Here is a 20,153-nt window from a genome sequence, read left to right as displayed (position 1 = left end):
CGGCCTGAGCCTTACGTATTTCCTGTGCTTATGAGGCGCGGCGGGCGCGGGCGGCGCGTCGCTTGAGCGCGCGGCGCTCGTCTTCGCTCATGCCTCCCCAGACGCCGGCGTCCTGGCCGGACTCCAAGGCCCACTGCAGACACGTGTCCACCACGGGGCACCTGCGGCAAACGCTCTTTGCTTCCTCAATTTGGAGAAGTGCAGGTCCCGTGTTGCCGACTGGGAAGAAGAGCTCCGGGTCCTTGTCGAGGCAGGCTGCGCGATTACGCCAATCCATGCTGATCAGTCACTCCATTCGTGAGAACTAGGGGGCCCCTTGTGAAAACATTCACGAGAGGCTTCAAAGGAAAGGGGCCCGCATGGGCCCCCTTGGTCGTCTGAGTCAAGCGTTTCATGTTAACGCCTTGTAAACAAGGGGTATTCGTCGTTGAAATGCCCGGAATCCGTGAGCGATGCATCACACCAGCCGCCAGTGCCCTCACTGCTAAACGACTATCTCGGGTAGTGTGCCAGTGTGTCAAGACCTCCCGCTAACCCCGCCCAGCCGTCCCCTGACAGCAACGGAAACGAGGACCGGTCAGCTGCGGCTCCCGTAGGCCGTCCCGCTGATGGTTCCCTCCCGAAAACCAAGCGTCCTCCGGGAATCAAGGTGATTTCCGTTGTTGTACTGCTGGAAGCTCTTGCGTTGCTGACTGCAGCTGCGTGGTACGCGTTCGAGTTGCTGACGGGAGCGCCTGTGCTCACCTTCTGGGGAGCAGTGTTCACTTTGGGTCTGCTGCTGGCCTTCTCAGCATGGCTCTTTGCGGTGGGTCATTTCTTGTTCCGCGGCTACCGTTGGACGAGGGCCGCTGCCTTGGTGGCGCAGTTGTTCGTCCTGACCATTGGGTTTCCCACGGCGACGAGCGGCTTGATCCTGCCGGGACTTGCCATGATTCTGCCTGCCCTTGCTGCCATCCTCTTCCTGTTTCAGCCAAACGTTATTTCGTTCGCGTCCCGGACAGGTGGCACCGAAGGCGCCCTCTAGCCAGTGTTCCGGCCCCTCGGGTCAAGCCCGCCCCTCGAAACGCCCGCCGGCGTAGGCCGCTTGAAAGGGTATTTGGCTGGCCCCCTGGATGAGGATGCCGCGGCCGGCAGGGGGAACAGATGACTCAACGTTCAGCCGTACTCCAAAAACATCGCCATCCAAGGGTGTGCGGGGACTGAGGACAAGGCCCGACCTGGTGGCTTGCACAACCTCGGCGAACGGAAGACGGTGCAGGAGCGTTGGGGAAGTGGTAGCTGTCATGACAATCGCGCCTACTGAACCCGCCAAGCCGGCCAAGGACTGGCGCGCTTGGGGGTTCAAGGTGTCGGCGTTGTCCACCAGCAATACGGTGTCCTTATCCAAGGCTCCAAGCGACGCCGCTTCCGCCAGGTCGGTCCAGAATGCGCCATCTCCGACGTTCTCTACCGGGGAGAGCCACGGCACAGCGGAGTTGACCGACATGAGTGTTCGCAATAGTGAGGTCTTGCCGGAGCCCGGCCCGCCAAGGACCAAGGTAATGCCCCCGCGGCGGAGGGGAATAGCCAGTGGCGCGGCGTCGTCACCGCCTACGCCAAACCATGCTGCCGACACCGCGTCACCGCAGGTAGGCGGTTGCTCCGGTAATTCCTTAGTCCCAAGGAAGGCAGGAAGAGGCTGAAGGCGCAGAGGGGCAGGGGATTTTGCAGCCAGGGGGCCGTACGGCCAGTCCTTCCCGCCAGGTGTGTTTTGGAACTGGGCGACGGCACTCTTCCCCTGAACGAAGCTGCCCAGAGCCACCGCGCGTCCCGGGAGGGGATCGACGGGGGGAAGCTTCGGCCAGTGGAAAGTGGATTCTTCGGTGGCGCCGGCCGGAAAGAAAGCACGGTTCGGGATGGTCGCAAAGAACCGCGAACTGACGAGTTCGCGTTCACCGCAAATCAATACCGTCACGCCCAGAGGCGTTCCGTCCCGGACGATGTCGCGTAAGACGTCTTCTGCCCAGGCGTAAGGGCTGTTTCTGATGGCAGAGACCCACGTGCACCATCCAGCGATGATGAGCAGGATTCCCGGGCTCGCAACGGGCCCGTCGCTTGAACTGCGCCGGTCCGCCATGAAGCTCTTTATCCGCTCAAGGACCCGTACAGCGAACGCCAATTGGTGCAGGTGTGCCACCGCGCCGTACCGGTCGGATTCAGGCAGTCCCTGGAACGTGCCAGTGGCGTCGAGGATGTAGCTGTGGACTGTGGGGTCCGTAGTGACGATCCGTGCCGAGACGGCCCTGAATGCTTCAGGCATGCCGCTGCCCGTACTGCCGATCATCGCGAAGTGCCCATGCACTGACGGCGTCCACGACAACAGCTCAACAGTCTGGGACCCGGGACGGTCGACCAGGCCAAGACCGATGCCATGGCCGGTGCCGTGCCCACTGTGAACATCCTTGGGGGCAGCGGTCACGCTGTCACAGGTAGCGGGCCCCGGGTCCCAGGGAATCTCCGCCGGGAGGGGCGGGGCAATGATTCGGCGGGGAGCGCTGCCAGCGCCCATGGTGGTTGCCGCCGCTTGAATCATTGCCACAAACGCCGGCAGACCCTGCTCCGCCAATCTGCCGCGGGGTGCCCGTTGCGGGGTGTTTCGGCCGACTCCCGGATTGTCCGACCCCGAGGCAGCTTCCTCCCAGGCATCCGAATCATCGCCGTCCCGGGTGTCAGGGCCATCGAGAGCGGGCTGCACGCATGTCTCATCCAAGTGACCGCGATGTGCAACCAGAACGGACGCGGATTGGAATTCTTCCGGCGCACCAAAGGCCCTGGCCAGGAACGCCCGACCCGGGAGGCGCACAGGGATCCCGGCAGCGACCCCTGTCTTGATGATGTCTGTTGACTCCGCCTCTGATTGCACCCGAAGGGCAATGCTTGTGGTTACGTTGGCGCGGATGTCGGCCGTCAGTGCCCCTTGGGGGCGCTGCGTGGCCATGACCAGGTGGAGGCCCAAGGAACGGCCGACGGCTGCTATCCGCATCAGCTCCCGGAGGGCTGCGGGCTCTTCATCCACCAGCATCCGGAACTCGTCTATGACCAGTACCAAACGGGGGATCGGTCCAACGGATCCCGAAGCGGGAGGGCGGTAGTCCTTGATATCGGCAACGCCCCCGGCGTGGAATGCTTCTTCGCGGTACCGGATTTCACTGCGCAGCGATTCCAGGACGCGCTTCATGCCCTGACCGCCAAGGTCGGTGACCAACCCGGCGCAATGCGGCAGGCGTTCCAGCGGCCCCAAGCCGGATCCTCCTTTGAAGTCAATGAAGAGGAACACCAATTCCTGGGGTGGGTAATTCATTGCCAGTGAAAGCGACAGGGTCCGCAAGAGTTCGGACTTGCCGGCGCCAGTGGTCCCGGCTACCAGCAAATGGGGACCGTCCATAAGGAAGTCGAAGGCCACCTGACCGTGGCCGTCCTTACCCAGAACGGCTTTCAATGTGCCGGACCCGCTGTTTTTGTGCCATCTCGAGGCAAGGCTGCGTGGACCCCTTGGGACGATCTCCTCCAAGGAACACTCATCCGGCAGCAGGTGCGGGCCGCCCTCGGCTGATGTGGCTTGTCGCGCGGATAACGCCCGGCAGAAGCGGTCAAAGACCGGCTCGGTTACCAGGTCGGGAATGAATCTTTGCCGCGCGCCGGGAGAACCCAGTGTGGCCGATATTCCGGACGGATCCATGTCGATTGTCCACGCACTGGAACCGGCGGGGTGGGCTCTTTCGTGTCTGACCACCTGCCAGTCCGCTCGAACGGCCGCCTCCACCAATGCTTCCACCCCGGAGGAACCGGCGGGAGGGGCGTTGAACACGAAGAGCCTTCCCGGCAGCCTGCCACTGCAGGCATGCAAGCCCGCCAGTGCAGCTTCAGAAGTGGCCGCCACAAGGCAGTCCTTCAGGAACCGGGCAGCAAGAGGCACGTTCGCGCCGCTGCCCAGGATGATCACGGGGACACCAACGGCTGCGGGATACGCGGCAAGCTGCATAAGCATCAAGCGGACCAGACCAGCGAAGTGGAGGGGGTCGCCGGTAACCGGAATCTGCCCCGCGGAAGGAGGCAGAGTCAGGGGAACGCCTGCCAAAGTGGGAGGGCGGAACTGAGGGTCCTCTGGAAGCAGCCGGATGTTGGCCGGAACCGAGGCCAAACCAAGGCGCAGCCAGATACCGGATGTTCTTGGACCGCCGGAACCTGGTTTCGCAACGCGGGCCAGGGCACGGCCTTCACTGTCAGCAGGGGCCGCGGCGCCACAAGCGGAATCGCCGGGACCAGCAGCAGAGGCCGGGGGCCGGGGCGTCTCCAGGAGTATCGCCGTCGCAATCCCGGCAGCGGACGGCGACGAACGATTCCGACGTTTTATGTCCTCACTCACGGCTTGGCCGAGGGCGCGGCGAAACTCGCGGCGGGCTTGTCTTCCGGAGAATGCCGCCACTGACAGGCTGACGGCCGAGATCGCGGTGAAACCCAGGAACATCCATGATCCTGTAGCCAAGGCAAGTCCGACGCCGAGGAGCAAAGGCAGAAGGCCAGTGACAAGGCCCGCCCATCGGTTGCCGCCGCCCGTGGGCCGGTGAACCTCCAATGGCTGGTGCACTGAACAGCCGGCCTCCGTACCGGGCAGTGGCACCGGTGCTTTTGAGGCGAGCAGGGAGAATATCGAATTTCCGCATTGGATGGTTGATGACGTGTTGACGGGGCCGAGGTTCGTGGGTTTCCCGTCGATCATGAGCGATGGTTCCGGGGTGGCCGGGCGGCAATTCGGCTCCGGGGAACGATTCGCCGGCAGGCGGGTCAGCGTCAAGTCCGCAAAAGAGACGTCCAGTGCTGCATGTTCGCGGGAAATGTCAGGATCGGGGACTGAAATGTGGGCCGTGCCGCGGCCTATGAGGTTCCGTCCGCGGAGAACGGGATACATTGCCCCTGCCGCCGGGCCGGAATGCGCCACGAGAAGCATGGCCGGCGGGCTGGCCTGTGCATGACCGCCCTGACCTCCGTCCACAAGGACCGAACCGTTCACCAATGGAGGGACACCAACTACCAAGGTCCTCAAGTCTTCCCCGGCAACATGGATCCTGCCGGTTCCGTGGGTATCGGCGAGCAGCGCCGCCAGCTTCCTTCCCGGCGTCCCCTCCGGAAGGTGGATCGTGAGTTCCTTGGGCGGCCCGTGCGTGGCAGCCAGGGGACCCCGGGCCAAAGTGCACTGCAAGGGCATTGGCCGATCCTTTCGTAGTCCGGAGCAGGTTCGCCTGCTCGTCCCGACGCTACGCGGACAGCCGGCAGGCCACTACGGACGACATCTGCTATGTGGAAAACGAACGGCGGCACCGGCGGAGCTACCTTGATACGAACGCTGTGTACGTCTCCGCTAAGATGAAACTCGTTGTCCCGTGTGCTCAATGAGGAAGGACCTTCACCGGTGATAGTGGTTGCAGAGACCGCCGATGTTTCAGACGAGGCGGTAATTGGTGATGGATCCAAGATCTGGCATCTGGCCCAAGTCCGCGAGAAGGCCGAACTCGGTGCCAACTGCATCGTTGGGCGCGGCGCCTACATTGGTACCGGAGTAAAGATGGGGGATAACTGCAAGGTCCAGAACTATGCGCTGGTTTACGAGCCGGCTGAGCTGGAAGCGGGTGTCTTCATAGGCCCTGCAGTGGTGCTCACCAATGACACCTTTCCGCGCGCAGTCAGCCCGGACGGAAGCCTGAAAAGTGCCCATGACTGGGAACCCGTTGGAGTCACCATCCGTGAGGGTGCCTCCATCGGTGCGCGCGCCGTATGCGTGGCTCCGGTAACCATTGGGCGCTGGGCTACCGTCGCGGCCGGGGCAGTGGTGGCCAAGGATGTCCCCGACTTCGCCCTGATGGTAGGTGTTCCTGCCAGGCGGCGCGGATGGGTTGGCAAGGCCGGCTTCCCGTTGGAACGCCGCGGTGAAAACTGGGTCTGCCCCGAGACCGGCGCCACGTATGTTGAACAGAACGAAACCCTTCGAGAGGTAGAGGCATGAGCCCCGAATTCATTCCCCCGGCCAAACCGATCATCGGTGACGATGAGGCCAAAGCCGTGCAGGCGGTGCTGGCCTCCGGGCAGCTGGCCCAGGGCTCCGAAGTTGCATCCTTCGAGCAGGAGTTTTCCCAGGTTCTCTTGGACGGGCGGGCGGCCGTAGCGGTCAACTCCGGAACTTCCGGCCTGCACTTGGGACTCCTGGCTGCGGGAATTGGTCCCGGTGACGAGGTAATTGTTCCCTCGTTCACGTTTGCGGCCACCGCCAACTCCGTCGCCCTGACCGGAGCTACTCCGGTTTTCGCGGACGTTGACCCTGACTACTACACCCTGGACGCAGCCTCCGTTGAGTCCAAGATCACCGATCGCACGGCGGCAATCATGCCCGTGCACCTCTACGGCCACCCGTTCAACGTTGATGCCATTGGGGCAGTCGCCGAAAAGCATGGAGTAAAGGTATTCGAGGACGCCGCCCAAGCTCACGGGGCATCGGTGAACGGCCGTAAGGTAGGCACCTTCGGTGACTTCGCCATGTTCAGCCTTTACCCCACCAAGAACATGACCTCCGGGGAAGGCGGCATGGTCAGCACAGGCCTGGCCGACGTCGAACGTCGCCTTCGCCTTCTGCGGAACCAGGGCATGGAACGCCAGTATGAAAACGAGCTGGTGGGCTTCAACTGCCGTATGACCAACATCCACGCAGCGATCGGCCGTGTCCAGCTGACCAAGGTTGACGGCTGGACCAAGACCCGGCAGGACAACGCAGCCTTCTTCGACGCCAATATTGAAGGCGTCACCACGCCGAAGGTCGCCGAAGGATACGCGCACGTCTACCACCAGTACACCATCCGGATTGCCGATGACCGCGACGGTTTCGCCAAGGCCCTTCGCGAGGAGTACCAGGTTGGTTGCGGTGTGTACTACCCCATTCCCAACCACCGCCTTGCGCCGTTCCAGACGTCGGACGACCTCCCGGTCACGGAAGAGGCTGCGTCCCACGTGCTCTCGATCCCCGTGCATCCCTCCCTGAGCCAGGATGACCTGGAACGCATCGTTGCTGCCGTCAACGCTGTGGCGAAGGCAGGCAGCTAGTGGCTAATCTTCGCGCAGGCCTCATTGGCTTGGGCATGATGGGCCGCCATCATGCCCGGGTTATCCGCGAGCTCGAAGGCGTCGACCTCGTCGCGGTGGCAGATTCATATGGCGATCCGCACAACGTAGCCGACGGCTTGACAGTCCATGGCTCGGTCGAGGAACTCATTGCGCAGGGGATCGACATGGCAGTTGCCGCCGTCCCCACGATTTTGCATGAGGAAGTTGCCCTGCAGCTGGCTGAGGCCGGAGTCCACTGCCTCGTCGAGAAGCCGATTGCCAATGACTCGGCGTCCGGACGCAGAATTGCTGAAGCGTTCGAGTCCAAGGGCCTCATCGGTGCCGTTGGTCACATCGAACGCTTCAACCCCTCGTTGCAGAGCCTCCGCGAGCGGCTTGAGAACGGTGACCTGGGCGAGGTTTACCAGATCAGCACGCGCCGGCAGGGACCGTTCCCGGCTCGTATTGCGGATGTTGGCGTCGTGAAGGACCTTGCCACCCACGACATCGACCTCACGGCTTGGCTGGCACAGAGCAACTTCGTCAACGTCGTGGCGCACACAACTTCCCGAAGCGGCCGTGACCATGAAGACATGGTGACCGCGATCGGCCACCTCAAGAGCGGAGTGGTCACCAACCACATCGTGAACTGGCTCTCGCCCATGAAGGAGCGCACCACCGTTGTCCTCGGTGAGCGGGGTGCTTTCATTGCCGATACGATCTCGGCAGACCTGACGTTCGTGGAGAACGGCACGTTCCAGACCGACTGGGATTCCATCGCCGCCTTCCGCGGCGTATCGGAAGGTTCGTCCACGCGCTTTGCGCTTGCCAAGCGCGAGCCGCTGAAGATGGAGCATGAAGCGTTCCGGGACGCTGTTCTGGGCAAGTCCCTGAACATCGTGACCATGGCCGAGGGTCTTGAAACCCTTCGCGTCGCGGAGGCCGTTTTGGACTCCGCAAAGTCGGGTACCGTCGTCGCGCTTTAGCGATTATCCCGGGTTCGGGTTGTGGGGGAGGCCGGCTGTTGCCGGCCTCCCTTTCCCGTTCCGGCACTGCGCCCGTGAGCGGCCGGCAGGGCCGCGGATACGGGGAACCCGCGGCTCGTCGGGTAGCCTTGACCAGTAGACGTGGGCACTTCTGTGCCCGCACGCCAATACACAGGAGAGTTTGTGAACGCTGATCTCGTCGTCGTCGGCTCGGGTTTCTTTGGCCTGACCATTGCAGAACGCGCCGCTACCGAGTTGGGGCTGAAGGTCGCGGTTCTTGATCGCCGCCACCATATTGGAGGAAACGCCTACAGCGAGAACGAAGCCAAGACAGGAATTGAGGTCCACCGCTACGGGGCGCACCTCTTCCACACGTCGAATGAGCGCGTTTGGAACTACGTGAACCAGTTCACCAAGTTCACGAAATACCAGCACAAGGTCTACACCAGCCACAAGGGCGAGGTGTACCCCATGCCGATCAACCTCGGCACGATCAACCAGTTCTTCCGCTCGGCAATGAGCCCGGCCGAGGCCAGGGACCTGATCACGGAACAGGCCGGCGAACTCGCAGGCACCGATCCGCAGAACTTGAACGACAAGGGAATCCAGTTGATTGGACGCCCGCTCTATGAGGCGTTCATCAAGCACTACACGGGCAAGCAGTGGCAGACGGATCCGAAGGACCTGCCGGCTGAAATCATTTCCCGGCTGCCCGTGCGCTACAACTACGACAACCGGTACTTCAACGACACCTACGAGGGCCTTCCCGTGGATGGCTACACGGCGTGGATCGAACGAATGGCGGACCACCCGAATATCGAGGTCATCCTGAAAACGGACTTCTTCGATGACGGAGAGTTCGGCCGCTCGTCCGTGCTGGGACAGGTACCGGTCATCTACACCGGCCCCGTGGACCGTTACTTCGACTATGCCGAAGGTGATCTTTCCTGGCGCACTATCGACCTCGAAGAAGAAGTCCTTCCGATCGAGGACTTCCAGGGTTGTGCCGTCATGAACTACCCCGACGCCGATGTCCCCTACACCCGCATCCACGAGTTCCGTCACTTCCACCCGGAGCGTGACTACACCAAGGACGCCACCGTCATCATGCGCGAGTTCTCCCGGTTTGCGGAGAAGGGCGACGAGCCGTACTACCCGGTAAACACTTCCGATGACCGCAGCAAACTGCTGGCCTACCGTGACTTGGCGCGCGGCGAGAAATCAGTGCTGTTCGGCGGCCGCCTGGGCACGTACAAGTATCTGGACATGCACATGGCCATCGGTTCGGCCCTGTCCATGTTCGACAACAAGATCAAGCCGCACTTCAGCGGCGGCGCAAAGTTGGAAAGCGGTGGAGTGGACGCATGACCGCCACGACGAACGAAAGCCAGGAGACGAACATGACGGCGACGCAAGCCGAGGCTGAAGCAGCACCCCGGGAGAGCGATCTTCGCATCGTCCAGCGGGTGGTTTTTCCTGCTAACCGCGACCTCGATACCTTGCCGCTGTACGTGGACCCGGATACCAATAAGATCCGGAAGCAGGAAGAAAACGGTCCAGCCGTCGTGCAGGCCGTGGGCATGGCCCGCAAACTCCACCCGGAAGACATCCTGGACCGCGGCTCGGTCCAGGTCCGCAGGGGCGAGCGACTCTCCTTCGGCTCCTACTTCAATGCCTTCCCGGCAAGCTACTGGCGCAAGTGGACCATAGCCACCAAAACCGTGCTCCACATCGAGACCGAGGGCGAAGGCACAGTCATCGTCTACCGCTCCAACGCCAGGGGCGCTGCCCAGCGCGTTGATTCGATCCTGGTGGAGGGCAACGCTTCGAACGACTTTGAGCTGACCCTCGCACCGTTCGGTGACGGTGGCTGGTACTGGTTCGACCTGATTGCCGGCGGCGACGGGATGACTCTCAAGAAAGCCCACTGGGCCGTTGCTTCCGAAGGCCGGCCGCAGAGTAAGGTCACGCTCGGCGTGACTACCTTCAACCGTGCCGACTACTGCTTGGAAACCATCAAGGCGATTGACGCCGATTCGGGCTTGCGCGGGATCCTCGCTGAGCTGATCATCGTGGACCAGGGCAACAAGAAGGTTGCCGACGAGGATGGCTTCGACTCGGTGGCAGCCTCAATGGGTGACCAGCTGCGCATCATCAACCAAGGCAACCTGGGCGGTTCCGGCGGCTTTGCACGCAACATGTACGAGATGCTCGTCTCGGACAAGAGCGACTACGTCATGCTCCTCGACGATGACATTGAGCTGGAAACCGAAGGCGTCATGCGCGCGGTCGCCTTCGCGGACCTTTGCCGCAAGCCCACGATTGTGGGCGGCCACATGTTCGACATGTACAACAAGTCCGTCCTGCACGCGTACGCCGAGGTAGTGAACTTCTACAGGTTCCTCTGGGGACCGGTGGAGGGCCTGGGCAACCATGATTTCTCGGCTGAAGGGCTCCGCTCGACGCCGCTCCTGCACCGCAGGTGGGATGCGGACTACAACGGCTGGTGGATGTGCCTCATCCCCAAGGCGGTCGTGGAGGAGATCGGCCTTTCGCTGCCGGTATTCATCAAGTGGGACGACGCAGAATATTCGCTGCGTGCCCGTGCCGCTGGGTACCCCACCGTCACGCTTCCCGGTGCTGCCGTGTGGCACGTCTCCTGGGCAGACAAGGACGACTCGGTTGACTGGCAGGCTTATTACCACGAGCGGAACCGCCTGATCGCCGCACTGCTGCACTCTCCTTTCCCCAAGGGTGGACGGATCTTCCGGGAAAGCCTGAACACGGACATTAAGCATCTTGTGTCCATGCAGTACTACCCCGAGCAGGCACGCATCATGGCCCTGCGCGATGTTCTTGAGGGCCCGTCCAAACTGCATGAGCAGTTGCCCACCACCATGCCCAAGCTCAGGACGATGCGTGAAGACTTCGTCGACTCGCAGGTCAAGACCGATCCCGGTGCATTCCCGGAGGTCTTCAGGAAGCGCCCGCCCAAGAAACCCCAGACGTACAAGCAGCCGGGTGCCCTTGGACTTCTTCCATGGGCAGTAAAGACTGTCCTGAAGCAGACCATCGCACCGGTGCGTGAATCGGCACACAGCAATCCTGAGGCACATGTTGCACACCAGGACGGCAAGTGGTGGAGCCTGGCGCACTTGGATAGCGCAGTGGTCTCAAACGCCGATGGAACGGGCGCATCCTGGTACCGGCGCGATCCGAAACTCGTTCGCAAAATGCTCGCCGAAACGGCACAGTTGCACGCGCAGCTCTTCTCCAATTGGGAAACGCTTCGTGGCCAGTACCGCGATGCCTTGCCGGAGATCACCTCCATGGATTCCTGGCGTGAAACATTTGAAGCTTCGGAGCCCAAACAGTAGCAATGGCCGACTCGACTGATACATATGCTGTTCCCGGGGTTGGTGCCGGGCTGCTGGACGTTTTCCGGCGCCGGTACCTCCTCAAACTGATTGTCCGCAAGGAACTCCGGGTCCGATACCGGGGTTCGGTACTGGGGTTGGCCTGGTCCTACGTCAAGCCACTCGTGCAGTATGTGGTGCTCTTCCTGGCATTGGGCATCGTTCTCCGGGTGGGCGACCAGATCCCGAACTATGCGCTGTATATGTTCTCCGGCGTGATTGTGGTCAACTTCTTCACGGAGGCCTTCTCCAACGCAACGCGTTCAATCGTGTGGAACGCGCCGTTGGTGAAGAAGATCTACCTTCCCCGGGAGCTTTTCCCGGTGGCATCAGTGTGGGTTGCAGCGGTGCACTTCCTGCCTCAGTTGGTCGTCCTGCTTGCCGCGGCCCTGCTCAACGGGTGGCGACCCGACGCGGTCCAGCTGTTCGGGGCCGCTCTGGGCTTTGTGATTGTTGCCGTCACGGCTACGGGCCTTGGCTTGCTGGCAGGTGCCATCAACGTTTTCTTCCGTGATGCCGAAAACATCGTCGACATGCTCATGATGGTGGTTACGTGGACTTCTCCGGTCCTTTACGACTGGACCATGATCCGTCGCCTGGCTCCTGACTGGGCGCTGACGATCTACCAGCTGAACCCGGTGACGGTGGCCGTGGAGCTGTTCCACTGGGCATTCTGGTACCCGACGGTGACCAAGCCTGTAGAGCTGCCTCCGCACCTGTTGCTGACCGGCTTCGCCGGTCTTGGCATGGCGGCCCTGTTCCTTATCATCGGCCAGCTGGTGTTCCGCCGGCTTGAGGGCCACTTCGCGCAGGAGGTCTGAGTGGGCGCCGCAATTATCGTCAAGAACCTGAAGAAAACCTTCAATCTGCGGCACTCGCATTCCATGAAAGAGACGCTGGTGTGGCTCGCCAAGGGGCGCAAGGGGGACCTTTCCAAGAAGTTTGACGCCCTTCACGACGTCAGCTTCGAGATCCAGTCCGGCGAGACAGTGGCACTGTTGGGGTTCAATGGTTCAGGCAAGTCCACGCTGCTGAAGCTGATCTCCGGCGTCATCCTTCCGGACAAGGGCACAGTCCGAACGAAGGGAAGGGTCGCGGGCCTCATTGAGGTCGGCGCTGGATTCCACCCTGATTTGTCCGGTCGCGAGAACGTGTTCCTGAATGCAGCCATCCTTGGGATGACCGAAGACGAAATCAACGCCAAGTTTGATGAAATCGTGGCGTTCTCGGAAATTGAACAATTCATCGACACTGAGGTGAAGTTCTACTCCTCGGGTATGTTCCTCCGCCTCGCGTTTGCGGTGGCGGTGCACACCCAGCCGGATATCTTCCTCGTGGACGAAATTCTGGCCGTCGGTGATGAGCCCTTCCAACGCAAGTGCCTGGCCAAGATCAAGCAGTTATCTGATGAGGGACGCACACTGGTGGTGGTGAGCCACGACCTGGATATGATCTCCCGCATTTGTGACAGGGGAGTGGTCCTTTCTTCCGGTACCGTCCAGTTCGAAGGTCCAGCGGACCAGGCCGTGGCCTGGCTGAGGGATCGTAACTAACCGGCCTCCAAACGCCAAAAGTCGTCTGTCAACGGATGGCTAGTGGAAGCATCTAAGAAAGGCGACCGTAGGAATGGGTATCGGCCCGCTGCTGTTGTGTGTACTCCTGATTGTCGTGTTGTGGTGGGGGCCGGGCTGGCTGCTTGGTGAAGCACTGGGAATTCGTCGCACCGTCCTGCCCGTCGTGGCGCCGTTGCTTGGAATGGGGGCCCTGACAGTCATTGGCGTCACCGGCCATTCCCTGGGAATGAGCTGGCAGCTCCTGCCCGTTGCCGGAGTCCTGCTGCTGTTGGCCGTCGTGCTTTTCGCCCTTCGGATCTTCCTGGAGCGAAGATTCCCGGAAAGGTTCGGCACGCACGATCCGGGTCGCGCCGGGCTCTTCGGGAAGCACCACATCGCCGGGGCCTGGTGGATCCTGCTGGCCGGTCTGGTAGCCGGCGGTACCGTTGCCGCGGTCTCATGGACCGTGGGTACGGAAGGCCTCCTGGGCATCAACCAGGACTGGGACATCCCGTGGCACGCGAACATGATTCGTTTGATTTCGGTAAACCATGAATGGGACCCGGGGATTGCCGGCAACTTCGCCTACTACGACACCTCCATACCGGAGGCTCCGATTCGAAGCTATCCCATAGCTTTCCATGCACTGCTTTCTTTGGTATGGCCGTTTACCGGGGTCAGCCTCCCCGTCTTCCTCAATGTGTTCGTCCTGGTCATGATGGCCGTGCAGTTGCCTTTGAGCACGATGGCGCTGACCATGGTGCTGACCCGGCGGCCGATCGCGGTTGCTGCAGCAGGCGCGGTGTCAGGCTGGTTCACCGTCTACCCGTATGACCTCCTGTGGCGTGGGCCGTTGATTCCTTTCTTTGCCGGAATGGTCCTGGCGGGTCCCTTCGCGTTCCTGGCCATCAAGGGCGCCCTTGAGCGCCGCTACTTCTGGATCCCGGGCATCTCCTTCGGGGCCGTGGGCCTCATTGCGGTCCACCCCTCCTTGGCGTTCGTAGTCCTGCCGCTCCTGATTTTCTGGTTCTTGTCAGCCTTGGTCAGGAGAAAGGGCCGGGTTCTGGGGATCACGGTCTACCTGGCCGTCGCCGGGGTGCTGGCTGTTGTGTTGGGCTTGCCCATCATCCAGCAGATGCTCAAGGAGTCCGAACGCGTCTCCAAGATGATGTGGGCCCCGGATACCGACCGTAATGGCGCCATCCAAAACATCATCTTCCTTCACCACGGCTCCATCGCCATGCCCGTCCTGACTGCACTGGTGGCGTTGGGGTGTCTTGCGGTCGTTTTCAGGATCCGCATGTGGTGGTATTTCGGACCCGTTCTTGCTTTCGCTTTCCTTTCGGTTTACACGATGGGTAGCGAGAGCCCCCGCTTCCTGAACCTGACGGCGCCGTTCTATGACGACCAATGGCGGATCTTCGGGATTCTGGTCATGCTGCTGGTTCCTTTGGCGGGGTTGGGTGTTGCCCAGGCCGCGGAGGCAACTGAGTGGGTGGTCCGCAGGGTCCGCGCTCGCCGGCAGTCCCCTGAGGCCGGACGTGATGCTCGACGGCGGCCCAGTCGCCTCGTGGCTGTGGCAGCGGCGTCGGTGGTCCTGCTGGCAGCAGGTATTGCTGCCATTCCATACTTCAAGCAGAATGCCGAACGTATCAATCTCAACACCAAGGTGGACGGTCCCACGTTGAGCGTCGACGAAGTGGATCTGTTGAGCAGGATGGACCAGTACGTGCCGGAAGAGGCCACTGTCCTCAACGACTCCTGCGACGGCTCCGTGTGGATGTACGCCCTCGGAAACCGGATGCCCATGATCCGGCACTTCGAGATCTTGCCAACCAACCGGCAGTTGCTGGTGCTGCAGAAGCTCCCGGAGCTGGCCACGGATGCAGCAGCGCGTGAGGCTGCGGCTGAACTCGGCATCGAATGGGTCTACATTGCCGATGGCCGGATCCGCGCGTGGGATGAGCCCAAAGAGGGTTTGACCCAGCCGGACTCTATTCCGTACCTGCAGCTCGTTGCCCGCGAGGGCAATGCAGCACTGTACAAGATCGACTGGGCCCAGCTGCCCGGTGGCAAAGAAGCCTTCGATGCGGCCGCCAAGGATCGCGTCCAAGTCGATGGCGTTCCGGGAATCCTTGAGAACCGGAACCCTGACGGCATCGCCCCGCTTGGAAGGATCTGCTGACAATGAAGGCTTTCATCACCAAGTTCTTCACCTCCAGCCTGTTCCGGTTCCTGCTGATCGGCGGGCTCAGCTTCCTGGTTGACCTGGGGCTGCTGGCTCTGTGCTTCCAGGTCTTCGGGTGGCCGCTGTGGCTCGCCACAGGCGCAGGTTTCTGGGGAAGTTTCTTCTTCAATTACTTCTTGCAGCGCCACTTCGCCTTCGGCGGAGGCGGGACGGCCTTGGGCGGGGTGCTCCGGTACTCGGTCCTCTTGGTTTTCAACACCCTGGCCGTCATGGGAATCGTTGAGCTTTTCCAGTTCCTGGGAGCCGGCTACGTCATCGGTAAAGTAGTGGCGACCGCTGTCACCATGGGCTGGAACTACTTCATCTACAAGCACTGGATCTTTCCGCACAAGAAGCCTGTGCCGGATGCCGGCCACAAGTCCGGTGGAGTGTCCGAAACCGACGCACCACCACAGAACCTCACACCAAAGAGCAGCGAAGGATAAGCGATGTATCGAGGCGTTCGAATAGCCGCGGTCGTACCGGCCTACAAAGAAGAGAACCACATCGGGCAGGTCATCAAGACCATGCCGGATTTCGTCGATCACATCGTCATTGTCGATGACTGCAGCCCCGACGACACTTCGGGAGCTGCCCGGCGCGCCGATGACGGACGCGTGACGCTCATCCGCCATGAAGTGAACCAGGGTGTTGGCGGGGCTGTCCTGACGGCCCACAAAGCCGCAATGGAATTGGGCTCGGACATCAACGTGGTCATGGCCGGCGACGCGCAGATGGATCCGGAGTACCTGCCCCAGCTGCTGGACCCGGTGGTTGACGGCTACGGGTTCGCCAAGGCCAACCGCTTCTTCTCCGGCGAGTCCTTTGCCGGAATGCCCGGTTACCGGATCTTCGGCAACATCGTGTTGTCCTTTATGACCAAGTTGGCTTCGGGGTACTGGCACATCTTCGACCCCCAGAACGGTTACACGGCTATCCGGACCGAGGTCCTCCGCAGGCTTCCGATGAATAAAGTGGCGGCCCGCTACAGCTTTGAGAACGACCTCCTGATCCACCTCAACATCCTTGATGTCCCGATCGTCGACGTTCCCATCCCGGCTGTGTATGGAAATGAAGTTTCCAGCATCAAGCTGCGGAAGGTCATTCCCGAACTTCTGGCCATGTTGTTCGGCGGCTTCTGGCGCCGTGTCTGGTGGAAGTATATGGTGTGGTCCTTCTCAGCCGTTGCCTTGCTTCTCATCGCAGGCCTGGCGCTGATCGTCATGGGTCTTGGTGTCGGTGCCTGGGTGCTCGCGGCCAGCGTCGGTTCTCCGACGGCGGGGTCGGTGATGCTTGCTGTGGTGCCCTTTGTGCTGGGTGTCCAGATGTTGCTCGTTTCCTTGCAACTGGACATTCAGGCAAGTCCCGACAGGCCAACGATGCATCCCATGAAGGAACGTGCCTGACGCCCTAACAGGCTCCACGACAGCGAAAGGCCCGGACACACTGTGTGTGTCCGGGCCTTTTCCTATCCGCCGGGTAGTCCCCGCCGGGTTACGGATCGGCGGGAACTGCCTGCCAGGGCGTCATGGAAGGGAAGTAAATCCTCCCCAGCCCCAACCGACCTGGCTCCTTGAGAGCCAGCCGGAGGTTCCATTTCCGGGGTAGAGGAAGAGGCTGCCGCCGGAATCACGGGCCAGGACGTCGTTCTTGCCGTCCCCGTTGAAGTCGCCCGGTCCGAGGATCGCCGTCATGGAATTCCAACCGCTTCCCACTTGTACACGGCTAAGCCAGCCTCCGGTGCCGTTGCCCGGGTAGAGCCACAGCAGTCCGGACGTATCCCTTGCGAGGACGTCGGTTTTGCCGTCCCCGTTGAAGTCACCCGTGCTCAGGATGGCTGACATGACGTTCCATCCCGTGCCCACCTGCGAGACAGTACCGAAACCACCGGTGCCGTTCCCCCTATAGAGCCTCAGAATGCCCGACGAGTCCCTGGCCAGCAGGTCGGCCTTCCCATCGCCGCTGAAATCACCGGGAGCGATGATCATGGTCATTCCGTTCCACGCCGTCCCGGCTTGGACGCGTGGCTGCAGACCGCCGCTGCCGTTGCCGGGGTAGAGCCACAGGACGCCGTTGGAATCCCGCGCCAGGATGTCGCTTCGGCCGTCGCCGTTGAAGTCTTTGGTGGGCACAATCGACGTGAGCGAGTTCCAACCGGTCCCGATCGAACGCTGTGTGAGCCAACCGCCGGAGCCGTTTCCGGGGTAGAGCCACAGCGTGCCGCCATTGTCGCGTGCCACGACGTCGTTCTTGGCGTCGCCGTTGTAGTCCTTCCATGTATTGGCGGGAGGCACGGTCACTGTGTAGGCCTGGGTGACGATCGCGGAACTGTTGTTCGCTGGATCAACCGCAAAGTACTTCAGAGTCATCGACGACGTTAGCGTGATGGGGCTGGAGTACTTGTTGGCGGCCGTGGCCGTGGGATTCGTGCCGTTCGTGGTGAAGTAGATGCTCGATCCTGCTTCGTTGGCCGTCAACGTGATCTGCTGGTTTGCCGGGTAGCTTCCAGCAGGTGGGTTGACGGTCACCACGGGAGGCGTGGTATCGAGGACCGTGTAGGTCCGCGTGGCCACCGCTGACGAGTTGCCGAAGGCGTCCACTGCCAAGGCTTTGACCGTTGTGTTCCCGGTGATCGCGAACGGTGCAGTGTAGGCCTTGGTGCTGCCACCTGCCGCCGTTCCTGGGTTGGACCCATCCGTTGTGTAGTAGATGGTGCTGCCGGACTCACCGGCCGTCATGGTGACCAGCTGGCCCGAGGCGTAAGCTCCGTTAGCCGGGGTGATGGTCAACGACGGAGCAGTGTTGTCCAGGACGTAGGCCTGCGTAGCCACTGCTGACGAGTTGCCTGCCGTGTCCCGCGCAAAGTACTTCAGGGTCATGGTGGTCAGGGGGATTGGTCCTGAGTACACGGGACTGGAAGCTGTTGGCGTGCTTCCGTCCGTGGTGACGTAGATGCTCGCGGCTTCGTTGACCGACAGGGTGATGGTCCTGTTTGGACCGTACGTTCCTGCCGAGGGGTCCACCGTGACAACCGGCGCCGCAGTATCCGGCGCGAAGACGGTCACCGTTCGGGTGGCCGTGGAGGTGTTCCCTGCCTGGTCACGGGCTTCGACCGTGAACGTCGCCGGGCCACTCGGAACATCCGTGTACGTCTTGGGCGAGGTGCACTCCGTGAAGGCGTTCGATCCCAGCTTGCACCTGAAGCCTGCCACGTCGCTTGATGTGGAGGCAAAGACGAACGACGGCGAAAGGCCCACCGTTGCTCCCTCTGCCGGCGAGGTGATGCTCACCTGGGGCGCCGTCAGGTCCGCCGTGACCGTCACAGCGGCATCTGCGCTGACGTTGCCGGCCCTGTCCGTCGCCCGGACCCTGATGATGTGCTGGCCGGCAGTGGAGAGGGTCAACGTCTGCGCGTTGGCGCAGGGCGTAAACGTAGTTGTGGAATCGATGGAACAAGTCAGGACGGAGTCAGCTTCCGAGGTGACCCCGAGGACCGGCGATCCATTGACCGTTGCTCCTGCAGCGGGGGATGTGATGACGGGGGCTGCAGGTGCCGCCAGGTCGATGGTGAATGACCTGGAGACCGGCGTCCCCGACGGAGCGGCCCGGACGGAGAACGTGTAGGCGCCTGCCGCCAAGGCGGTAGGGGGCGTAAACGTTCCGTTGGTGCAAACCTGCCAGACCGGGGTGGCAGTGCTCAACTGGAGGCTGCATTCCAGTGCTCCTCCCGGCGGCGTCGAGGCCACAGTGAAGGTAGGCGTGGAGTCGTTGGTGAAGGCCGGGTTCGGTGCCTGGCCGCCGTTTGCGGCGGTCGGACCGCTAACGATGGACGGAACAACGCCGCCAAGGCTCAAGAGCCTGCCTTTTTGGGTCGGCTTGGCCGTCTCCAGCTGACCGGGGTCTTCCATCACCAGCAGCTTCCCGTCACGAATGTGAAGCCCGCCGATCTTGCTGAAGCCCAAAGCCCACTGGTTGTCCACCGTGTCTGTGCTCAGGTCGATCCGGGAGATCGTGTCTTTGCCCGCATCAGCTGTTGTGGTGCCGCCGCCCGTACCGGTGTACAGGACGAGGGGTGACTCCCAGTCGTAGTAGATGGCCGTCGGCTTGCCGACGTTGTACAGCGGCGAGGGGATATAGTTGGTGAGATCCCCGTCATCGGGTGCGGTGAAGACTGTCAGCCCCGAGGTTTCAGCGACATAGACCACGACGTTACCGGCGCTGTTGCGGTGCGTGGCGGCCAGTCCCAAGGCACTTGAGTTAACGGAGGCTATGTTTTCGATACTCGGATGCAGCGCCGTGGGGTCCACGATCTTGAGGATCATCCGGGCGTTGGCGAACGACAGGTAGATATTCCCGTCAGGGCCGTCGCTGGCCGCATTCGGGCGAAGGTCGCCGTCGAAAATGGTCAGGCGGCTGTCGTACTCGAAGACACTGCTTCCGGAGTTCCACGAAGCACGCACCACTTCGGAACTTCCGACGGCGGCATCAGGAATGAAAGCGATCTCGTCACCGCTGCCCGGATTCCCCGGCGTCGGGTCCACCATGGCAGGGGCTCCCGGAAGCTTCGGTCCGTCATCGCTTCCGGCCAGGGTGCCTCCAAGGCAGGTGTTGGTTTCCAATCCGCCCGTAACAGCGCCGGAAGTCTCCGTGACACGGCAAAAACCGGCCCTGGCATCGGAGACCCAGATCCGGCCATCCGGATCGACGATGGATCCGGCTGCCTTGGTGAGGCCTACTGCCAGGGTCTGGCGCGCCTGGTCGGCTGCCGCGGGTCCCGCCCCCGCCAAGCCGGCAAGGCTCGCGGTGGCGAGGCTGGCCGCGGCCACCAGAGCGGTGAGCCTGC

The 20,153-nt window shown here is 62.0% G+C and carries 14 protein-coding genes; 11 read left to right on the top strand and 3 right to left on the bottom strand.

Annotated elements, in window-relative coordinates; genetic code table 11:
- Positions 1-28: 28 nt before the first annotated feature.
- Complete coding sequence (locus AUR_RS03770) at positions 29-277, bottom strand: WhiB family transcriptional regulator (protein ID WP_003804966.1); 249 nt, start codon at positions 275-277, stop codon at positions 29-31.
- A 237-nt stretch (positions 278-514) separates the two neighbouring features.
- Here AUR_RS03770 and AUR_RS03765 point away from each other — a divergent pair, with 237 nt between their 5' ends.
- Positions 515-1,024 (top strand): hypothetical protein, encoded by a 510-nt coding sequence (locus AUR_RS03765; RefSeq protein ID WP_031216359.1) that lies wholly within the window; start codon positions 515-517, stop codon positions 1,022-1,024.
- A 21-nt stretch (positions 1,025-1,045) separates the two neighbouring features.
- Here the strand turns inward: AUR_RS03765 and AUR_RS03760 are convergent, their stop codons facing one another.
- Complete coding sequence (locus tag AUR_RS03760) at positions 1,046-5,245, bottom strand: FtsK/SpoIIIE domain-containing protein (RefSeq protein WP_062097257.1); 4,200 nt, start codon at positions 5,243-5,245, stop codon at positions 1,046-1,048.
- A gap of 177 nt (positions 5,246-5,422) precedes the next feature.
- Between AUR_RS03760 and AUR_RS03755 the strand changes: the two genes are divergently transcribed.
- The 10 genes from AUR_RS03755 (at position 5,423) to AUR_RS03710 (ending at position 16,716) form a co-directional block, all read left to right on the top strand.
- Entirely contained in the window at positions 5,423-6,040 is a 618-nt protein-coding gene (locus tag AUR_RS03755; protein ID WP_062099255.1) for an acyltransferase, read from the top strand.
- Positions 6,037-7,128, top strand: coding sequence for a DegT/DnrJ/EryC1/StrS family aminotransferase (locus tag AUR_RS03750; RefSeq protein WP_021471882.1), 1,092 nt, complete (start codon positions 6,037-6,039; stop codon positions 7,126-7,128). The genes AUR_RS03755 and AUR_RS03750 overlap by 4 nt, the downstream gene beginning before the upstream one ends.
- Entirely contained in the window at positions 7,128-8,114 is a 987-nt protein-coding gene (locus AUR_RS03745; protein WP_021471883.1) for a Gfo/Idh/MocA family protein, read from the top strand. Before AUR_RS03750 ends, AUR_RS03745 begins: the two co-directional genes overlap by 1 nt.
- A gap of 183 nt (positions 8,115-8,297) precedes the next feature.
- Complete coding sequence (gene glf / locus AUR_RS03740) at positions 8,298-9,482, top strand: UDP-galactopyranose mutase (protein WP_062097255.1); 1,185 nt, start codon at positions 8,298-8,300, stop codon at positions 9,480-9,482.
- Positions 9,479-11,491, top strand: a complete 2,013-nt coding sequence (locus AUR_RS03735; RefSeq protein WP_062097253.1) for a glycosyltransferase — start codon at positions 9,479-9,481, stop codon at positions 11,489-11,491. Before glf ends, AUR_RS03735 begins: the two co-directional genes overlap by 4 nt.
- A gap of 2 nt (positions 11,492-11,493) precedes the next feature.
- A complete protein-coding gene (locus AUR_RS03730; RefSeq protein ID WP_021471886.1) occupies positions 11,494-12,351 on the top strand; it encodes an ABC transporter permease in 858 nt (285 codons plus the stop codon).
- The gene (locus tag AUR_RS03725) at positions 12,352-13,083 is read left to right on the top strand and encodes an ABC transporter ATP-binding protein (protein WP_021471887.1); all 732 of its coding nucleotides are present in this window, start codon (positions 12,352-12,354) and stop codon (positions 13,081-13,083) included. It abuts the gene before it with no gap.
- A gap of 73 nt (positions 13,084-13,156) precedes the next feature.
- Positions 13,157-15,268 (top strand): DUF6541 family protein, encoded by a 2,112-nt coding sequence (locus AUR_RS03720; protein ID WP_062097251.1) that lies wholly within the window; start codon positions 13,157-13,159, stop codon positions 15,266-15,268.
- 2 nt (positions 15,269-15,270) lie between these two features.
- On the top strand, positions 15,271-15,756 hold the full coding sequence (locus AUR_RS03715) for a GtrA family protein (RefSeq protein WP_062097249.1): 486 nt from the start codon (positions 15,271-15,273) through the stop codon (positions 15,754-15,756).
- 3 nt (positions 15,757-15,759) lie between these two features.
- A complete protein-coding gene (locus tag AUR_RS03710; RefSeq protein ID WP_021471890.1) occupies positions 15,760-16,716 on the top strand; it encodes a glycosyltransferase family 2 protein in 957 nt (318 codons plus the stop codon).
- 120 nt (positions 16,717-16,836) lie between these two features.
- On the opposite strand, the gene AUR_RS03705 is transcribed toward AUR_RS03710, so the two are convergent.
- Positions 16,837-20,136: a chitobiase/beta-hexosaminidase C-terminal domain-containing protein gene (locus AUR_RS03705; RefSeq protein WP_241650851.1), complete on the bottom strand. Its 3,300-nt coding sequence runs from the start codon at positions 20,134-20,136 to the stop codon at positions 16,837-16,839.
- Positions 20,137-20,153 lie beyond the last annotated feature (17 nt).

Origin of the sequence: Paenarthrobacter ureafaciens, from assembly GCF_004028095.1 — a bacterium.
In the GTDB taxonomy this organism is placed as follows: Bacteria; Actinomycetota; Actinomycetes; order Actinomycetales; family Micrococcaceae; genus Arthrobacter; species Arthrobacter ureafaciens.
This window is presented reverse-complemented; position numbering and strand designations above follow the sequence as displayed.